Source organism: Pararhodobacter sp., assembly GCF_034676075.1.
Classification (GTDB): Bacteria; Pseudomonadota; Alphaproteobacteria; order Rhodobacterales; family Rhodobacteraceae; genus Pararhodobacter.
This window is the reverse complement of record NZ_JAUCCQ010000035.1, coordinates 25,905-32,461: the sequence shown is the minus strand read 5'-3', so window position 1 is coordinate 32,461 and position 6,557 is coordinate 25,905. Positions and strand designations below refer to the sequence as shown.

At 68.9% G+C, this 6,557-nt stretch carries 7 protein-coding genes; 2 read left to right on the top strand and 5 right to left on the bottom strand.

Translation table 11 applies throughout. From position 1 onward, the window contains the following. On the top strand, positions 1–749 hold a 749-nt coding region (locus VDQ18_RS11760; RefSeq protein ID WP_323021129.1), incomplete at its 5' end, for a thiamine pyrophosphate-dependent enzyme. Beyond that, complete coding sequence (locus VDQ18_RS11755) at positions 746–2,032, top strand: protoporphyrinogen/coproporphyrinogen oxidase (RefSeq protein ID WP_323021128.1); 1,287 nt, start codon at positions 746–748, stop codon at positions 2,030–2,032. The genes VDQ18_RS11760 and VDQ18_RS11755, both read left to right, overlap by 4 nt. Here the strand turns inward: VDQ18_RS11755 and VDQ18_RS11750 are convergent. From VDQ18_RS11750 to VDQ18_RS11730, 5 genes are all read right to left on the bottom strand, one after another. After that, on the bottom strand, positions 2,024–3,118 hold the full coding sequence (locus VDQ18_RS11750; protein ID WP_323021127.1) for an AraC family transcriptional regulator: 1,095 nt from the start codon (positions 3,116–3,118) through the stop codon (positions 2,024–2,026). The genes VDQ18_RS11755 and VDQ18_RS11750 overlap by 9 nt on opposite strands. Before the next feature lie 39 nt (positions 3,119–3,157). Next, positions 3,158–3,532, bottom strand: coding sequence for a Rid family hydrolase (locus VDQ18_RS11745; protein ID WP_323021126.1), 375 nt, complete (start codon positions 3,530–3,532; stop codon positions 3,158–3,160). Positions 3,533–3,535: 3 nt separating this feature from the next. Then, positions 3,536–4,930 (bottom strand): aldehyde dehydrogenase family protein, encoded by a 1,395-nt coding sequence (locus VDQ18_RS11740; RefSeq protein WP_323021125.1) that lies wholly within the window; start codon positions 4,928–4,930, stop codon positions 3,536–3,538. Between the two features lie 140 nt (positions 4,931–5,070). Next, on the bottom strand, positions 5,071–5,778 hold the full coding sequence (locus VDQ18_RS11735) for a class I SAM-dependent methyltransferase (protein ID WP_323021124.1): 708 nt from the start codon (positions 5,776–5,778) through the stop codon (positions 5,071–5,073). A 62-nt stretch (positions 5,779–5,840) separates the two neighbouring features. Continuing rightward, positions 5,841–6,509, bottom strand: coding sequence for a GntR family transcriptional regulator (locus tag VDQ18_RS11730; protein WP_323021123.1), 669 nt, complete (start codon positions 6,507–6,509; stop codon positions 5,841–5,843). Positions 6,510–6,557: the final 48 nt, after the last annotated feature.

Here is a 6,557-nt window from a genome sequence, read left to right as displayed (position 1 = left end):
CCCCCGTCCCGGCGCAGGCCGTGCACCATGTCCACCCCGACCCGGCCGAGTTGAACGCGGTCTATCGCACCACCACCGCCCTGCTGGCGCATCCGGGCGATGTGGTGGCGGGGCTGCGGGCCAGGGGACCGAAGCGGCGCGAAATCGGCGAGTGGCAACGCGACCTGCGCGCGGCGCGCGAGGCCTTCACCACCGGCAAGCCCTGCCCCGGACCGTTGGACCTGAACGCGGTGTTCAAGGCCCTGCGCGCGGCGCTGCCCGACGACGCCATGCTGACGGTCGGCGCCGGGGCCTATGCCCATTGGCCGCAGCGCTATGTCGGGCATGAGGTCTTCGGCACACAGCTGGGGCCGAAGAGCGGTGCCATGGGCTATGGCTTGCCCGCCGCCATCGGCGTGCAGGCGGCGCAGCCCGGGCGGCGGGTGGTTGCCGTGGCGGGCGACGGCTGCTTCCTGATGCAGGGCGAGGAACTGGCGACGGCGGCGCTGTACCGCCTGCCGATCCTGACCATCGTGGTGAACAACAGCCTTTACGGGGCCATCGCCGCCTCGCAAAGCCGGATGTTCGGGCGGCGCAGCGGCACGGCACTGGCGCCGGTCGACTTCGCCGCATTGGCCGGGGCGATGGGGGTGAAGGGCTGGAAGGTCCGGGCAACCACCGAGTTCGGCCCGGCCCTGACGGCGGCGCTGGCCGAGGACGGGCCGACGCTGATTGAACTGATCACCGGCGAAGAGGCGTTGAAACCATGAGCGACATCATCGTCATCGGCGCCGGGATCGCCGGGCTGACCGCCGCCTATCGGCTGCACAAGGCGGGCCATGCCGTCACTGTGCTGGAAGCGGGCGCGGTGCCCGGCGGGCGCGTCGGCGACCGCGAGACGCGGGGCATCCGCTACAACGCCGGGGCGCGGCTGGTCTATCCGTTCTCGAAACCCTTCAATGCGCTGCTGGATGAGCTGGGCTTGCGCGAGGAACTGGTGCCGGTGCGGAAGCTCTCGGCCCAGTGCCTCGGCGCCAGTGAGGAATGGCGGATCGAGCTGATGCCGGGACCGGCGAGCCTGCTGACCCCCGGCCTGTCGCTGGTCGAACGGCTGCGGTTCATCGGTTTCGGCGCCGGGATGCTGCTGGCGAAGGCGCGGACCGATCCCGACGATGCGGCGAGCGCGCTGGACGCGGATGCCATGACGCTGGCCGAGTACACGCGGCGGAAGACCGGGGCGAATGTGCTGGCGCGGATGGTCGATCCGGTGTTCCGGGGCACGCGGTCCTGGAATGCGGAGGAGATTTCGGGGGCCTTCTTCGCCTCGACCACGCCGCATCTGATCGGGCAGGACACGGTTTACGTGTTCAGGCAGGGCATGGCGACGCTGCCGAACGCGCTGGCCCGGGGCCTCGATCTGCGCTGCAACACGCGGGTCGTGGCGGTGACGAAAGCCGGGGCGGGTTACGCGGTAGAGACGGAAAGCGAAACGCTGCGGGCCGACCGGGTGGTGATGGCGGTCGAGGGCTCGCTGGTCGCCGGTCTGATGCCGGATCTGGGCCCCGAGGATCGGGCGTTCTTCGACGGCGTGCGCTACAATTCGCTGGGGATCGTGCATTACCGGCTGAAGGGCGATGTGGCGCCGCGGATGAATTTCTTCGCGCGCGAGGTGGCGGGGACGATTGCCACCTATCAGCAGACGGCCGCCAATCCGGCAAAGGGGCTGGCCGCGCAGCTTTACGCGCAGCTCTCGCCCGAGGCGAATGCGCAGGCCAAGGCCGAGGGGCGCACCGGCAATCTGCATGCGATCATCGAGGAGCGGTTGCTGCAGCTTTATCCGACGCTGCACGCGGATTGCGAGGACCGGGTGGAGCAATGGATCGAGCGGAAATTGCCGACCTTCTACCCCGGTTACGCCCGCAAGGTGGCCGAGTTCCGGGCGCGGCAGCGGGGCGGGCTGGCCTTCTGCGGCGATTATCTGGCGCAATCGCTGCTGACCGGCGCGGCGGCCAGTGGCGAGCGGGCGGCAGCGCAGATCCTCGCCTCAGTCTGAGGCGTCGCGGCCTTTCACCGGGGCCGCGGCGTGTTTGGCGCTCGACGGCAGCACGCCGAAATGCAGCTTGAAAGCCGAGGTGAAGCTGGCCTGCCGCTTGTAGCCGGCGGTCTGGGCGATCTCGGCGATGGACAGATCGCCCTGTTCCAGCAGGGTCAGGGCGTAATCCATGCGGAACTTCTTGCGGTACTCGAAAATCGTCGTGCCGTAGAAGAACTTGAACCCGGCCTTCAGCTTGGTGGCGTTGGTGCCCAGTTCCTTGGCGAGGTTGGTGGCCGAATAGTTCTTGGAGAAATCCGTGGCCAGCATCTCGCGCGCGCGCTCGAACATGGCGAGGTCGCGCTGGGAAAAGCTCTGGGTGCCCTCGTCCGAGCCATCGTCCAGCGCGTCGGCGACCAGACAGATGATCTCGGTCAGTTTGGCCGAGGCCAGCATCAGGTCGCGCGGGCCGTCGAAGGGGATGTCCCACAGCGCCTGCAGCGCGCGGACGAAGGCGCTGTTGATCTTGCGCTCGACCAGCGGGATCTCGCCGGGAAGGGGCGCGAAGAGGCGTTCCACAGCCTTTGAATCCAGCCCGAAACTGTCGCGCAGCATGCCGGGCGTGACGTAGATGCCCAGCAGCCGGTAGCTGCCCGCCGGAAAGCGGACGGTATAGCTGAGGTCGGGCGGGCAGCGCAGCGCCACCATCGTTGCCTCATGCACCGGATGGTCGTTGCCTTGCGCCGGGGGCGGGCTGCCTTCTTCCACGTCCCAGCTCAGGCGCACCGGTCCTTCGATCTGGAAATGCAGCTCGATCAGCCCCTCATCGCGGACTTCCTCGTGCCGTTCATCGAGGGTGGTGCATTCGGTGATGCCGCAGAAGATCTGATCGCGGACGGACAGGAAGCGGTAGAAACCGCTGCCCGCCCCGGGCGCCAGATCGACCCGGGCCGAGAAGAGGCCCTGCTCGGGATCGGCCAGCGTGTCATAGCGGTCGGGCTGCGCGGCGAGGCTGCGGAACACCCCCGCCAGCGTGCCGCTGTCGTCGCCGAACTCGCGCCGCCACAGGCTTTTCGCGGCGGATTGACTGTCGCGCTGGCCGGTCATGGCGGGCGGCTTCCTCCCGTGCTGGCGATCCGTCCCAGATTACCGGCGCGAGGCCGAGACCTCAATCTCGACCTTGGCACCCGGAGCCGGAAGCTGGCAGACCAGCAGCGTGTTGGTCGGGCGCACGGCGTCGAAGTGTTTCTTCAGCACCAGCGCCACGCCCTTCGCGAAACCGGGCTCGGTGATGTAGACGCGGACGGTCTTCACATCGGCGAGGCTGGCGTCGGCCTGGCCCAGCGCCCTGGCGATGGAGGCAAGCGCGTTCTCCAGCTGCGCCTCGACGCTGTCGGGGAAGCTGCCGTCGGCATCGGGGCCGAGGCTGCCCGAGACATGGATCACCGGGCCGTCAATCACGGCCTTGGCGAAACCGGCGAAATCCTCGGCCGGGGAGCCGGAAAAGATGCGGTCCTTCATGACTCAGGCCTCCTCGGACTTGCGGATGATCAGCGCCTTCTTGCGCAGGAAACGGTGGAAACCGCCGTGGCCATAGCGGGTGCCGCCCAGACCCGAGACGCCGAAAGCCGTCTTCTCGGCCCGGTCGCCGACGCCGCCCATCGTGTCGAAATCGTTGATCCAGACGCCGCCCGCGTTGATCCGTTCACCCACGGCGACGGCTTCGTCTTCCTCGCCGATCACGGTGGCGGAGAGGCCGAAGACCGTGTCATTGGCGAGGCGGATCGCCTCCTCGGGTTCATCGAAGCGGGCGATGGGGATGATCGGGCCGAAGGTTTCGGCCTGCATGATCTCCATGTCCTGCGTCACGTCGACCAGCACGGTCGGTTCGCACCAGATGCCGCCGTCCTTCTCGATCAGCTTGCCGCCGGTCAGGATGCGGGCGCCCTTGGCCACCGCATCATCGAGCTGCGCCTGCAGGATCTGCGCCTGACGGCGGAAAATGACCGGGCCCAGTTCCCCCGATTGCAGCCCTTCGGTGTTCAGCGTCATGGCTTTGGTGCGGGCGACGACGCGGTCCACGAAGGTCGGATAGATCTCGCGCCCGGCATAGACCCGCTCGATCGAGCAGCAGAGCTGCCCGGAATTCTCCATCGCGCCGCGCACGACGATCTCGGCGGCCTCGTCCGCATCGGCGCTGTCCAGCACCACGGCCGGGTCATTGCCGCCCAGTTCCAGAAACGCGGTCTTGAACTGCGAGGCGGCGCGTTCGTGCACCTTGCGGCCGGTGGGGACGGAGCCGGTGAAGACCACCATGTCGGTCACGTCGATCACCCAGCCGCCGGTCTCACCGTCGCCCGCCACGTAATCCAGCACGTCGCGCAGGTGCTCGACCTCGGCCACGGCGGCCATGAAGGGGGCGATGAAGCGGGGCGTCACCTCGGAGGGTTTCGCCAGCACGGCCGAGCCCGCAAGCAGCGCGGTGATCGCGTCGATCATCGACAGGATCAGCGGATAGTTCCAGGGCGAGATGATGCCGACCAGTTGCTGCGGCACGTATTGCTGGCGGAAGCTGAGCGAGCCGTCGCCCGAGGCGCCGGTGGCGGCGGCCAGCGCGGCCTCGGCGGTGGCGACGCGCATCCTGGTGATGCCTTTCAGCCCCTCGACCTCGGCCACCGACATGCCGTAGCGGCCGGTATCCACCGACAGCGCATCGACGATGGCATTGTAATGGCGGTCCACCGCGTCGCACATCGCCAGCATGGCGGTCTTGCGCCCCTCGAGCCCGATCTCCTGCCATCGGCGTTGACCGGCGCGCAGACGGGCGGCCTTGGCCTCAAGGGCGGGCAGGTCCAGGGCCTCGATCCTGGTGTCGACGAGCCCGGTCCGGGGGTTCGTCACGTCGATTGCACGGCTCATCGGGGCAGCTCTCCGTCATGGGTTTTCAGCGCGTTAGCCGCAGCATGAGGGCAGCCGGGAGCGGCGGAAAGACGGCCGGGGCCGATCCTTCCGATATCGAAAAACATTCGCCGGAAATCCGCAGGTCGGGGTGAGGGGCCTCAGTCCCGGACCCATTCCATCAGGTGGAAATACGGACAATCGCGGTAGCGCCGGGCGCGGTCGGGGTCGCCGCCATGGGGCGCGGGTTCGTCGAAATGCACCAGCCGCAGCCCCTGCGCGAGGAAGGCCTGCATGTAGCGATGCATCGGCCGGTGCCAGTTCACGATCTCGATCCCGCGCCAGCCGACCCTGTCGGCGCGTGTCGAAAGGTAATCGTGGACCTGCATGTGCCGGTTGCCCTGCGCATCCTCGACCCAGCCGCCCGCCGTGGTGAAGGGGTTGAGGTTCGCCACCAGCAGCCTGCCGCCGGGGGTGAGGACCCGGGTCATCTCGGCGATGGCGAGGTCGATATCGGCGATGTCGATCAGGGTCAGGTAGCTGACCACCAGATCGAAGCTGGCGTCGGGGAAAGGCAGCGCCTCGGCCTTGGCCAGTTCGTAGCGGCCTTGCGGGTCGCGGGCGCGGGCCTGGGCCAGCAGGCTGGGCGTGGGGTCGATGCCGGTGGCCGCGATCCCCTCGGCGCGGAGCAGGCGGCAGAAACGCCCCTCGCCGCAGCCCACATCCAGCGCCCTCCGGGCGCCGCTGAGCCGGGCGCGGTCGAGCATCGGCGCGTCGAGGATATGCTGGCGCGAGTAATCGCCCGTTTCGCCCATGTCGGTGATCCAGGCGGCGGCCGAGGCCTCCCATCCATTGGCGTCTTCGGTCATCTGCGGGCCTCCTTTTCGCGGAGGCGGCGGTCTATCGCCAATCCGCGCGCAGGGCCAGAGGGTCAGGCAGCCCCGGCAACCGCCGCATAGGCCGCCTGCGCCCGGCCCAGCGTGTCGAGGTAGCGCGCGGCGGCCCCCTCGCGGTCGCCCCTGGCCAGCGCCGCGACCACGGCGGCGTGGTCCTGGGCAACGGCCTGGCGCGTGGCGGCCTCGGCCATGGTCACGCTGCGGTAGGCCTGCAGGCGGTCGTTGCAATGGTCGGCGATCTCGGTGAGGAAACGGTTCGGGCAGAGGTCGAACAGCGCGCGGCGGAAGGCGGTGTTGGCGGCGATGAAATCGCGCGGCTGGTCGGCCTGGATCGCGGCCTTCTCGGCCTCGGAGGCGGCGTTCAGCGCGGTCACATCGGGCCGGTCGGGGATCTGGCGCAGGATATCGGCCTCGACCAGCAGGCGCGTGTGGAACATATGCGCGACCTCCCCCGGGCTGAGCAGCGGCAGGCAATAACCGCGGCCCCGTTCAGTCAGGATGCCGTTGCCGACGAGGCGGAACAGCGCTTCGCGGATCGGCGTGCGCGAGGTTTCCAGCGCCGTGGCAAGGGCGGGTTCGGTGATCAGGTCGTCGGGGCCGTAATCGCCCGAGCGGATCGACTCCAGCACCCAGTCGAAGACCTGATCGCTGAGCCGCTCGCGGCGCAGGACGCGGGGTCGGTCGGTCGGGGGGCCGGCGTTCATTGGGCGTCCTGCGGTCAAGGGCCGGGCGATCTTACGGGGCGGGCGTGG

Coding starts and splice junctions, on each gene's coding strand:
- VDQ18_RS11730 (WP_323021123.1), bottom strand. CDS start 6,509: ATGAACGCCGGCCCCCCGACCGACCGACCCCGCGTCCTGCGCCGCGAG.
- VDQ18_RS11735 (WP_323021124.1), bottom strand. CDS start 5,778: ATGACCGAAGACGCCAATGGATGGGAGGCCTCGGCCGCCGCCTGGATC.
- VDQ18_RS11750 (WP_323021127.1), bottom strand. CDS start 3,118: ATGACCGGCCAGCGCGACAGTCAATCCGCCGCGAAAAGCCTGTGGCGG.
- VDQ18_RS11755 (WP_323021128.1), top strand. CDS start 746: ATGAGCGACATCATCGTCATCGGCGCCGGGATCGCCGGGCTGACCGCC.
- VDQ18_RS11745 (WP_323021126.1), bottom strand. CDS start 3,532: ATGAAGGACCGCATCTTTTCCGGCTCCCCGGCCGAGGATTTCGCCGGT.
- VDQ18_RS11740 (WP_323021125.1), bottom strand. CDS start 4,930: ATGAGCCGTGCAATCGACGTGACGAACCCCCGGACCGGGCTCGTCGAC.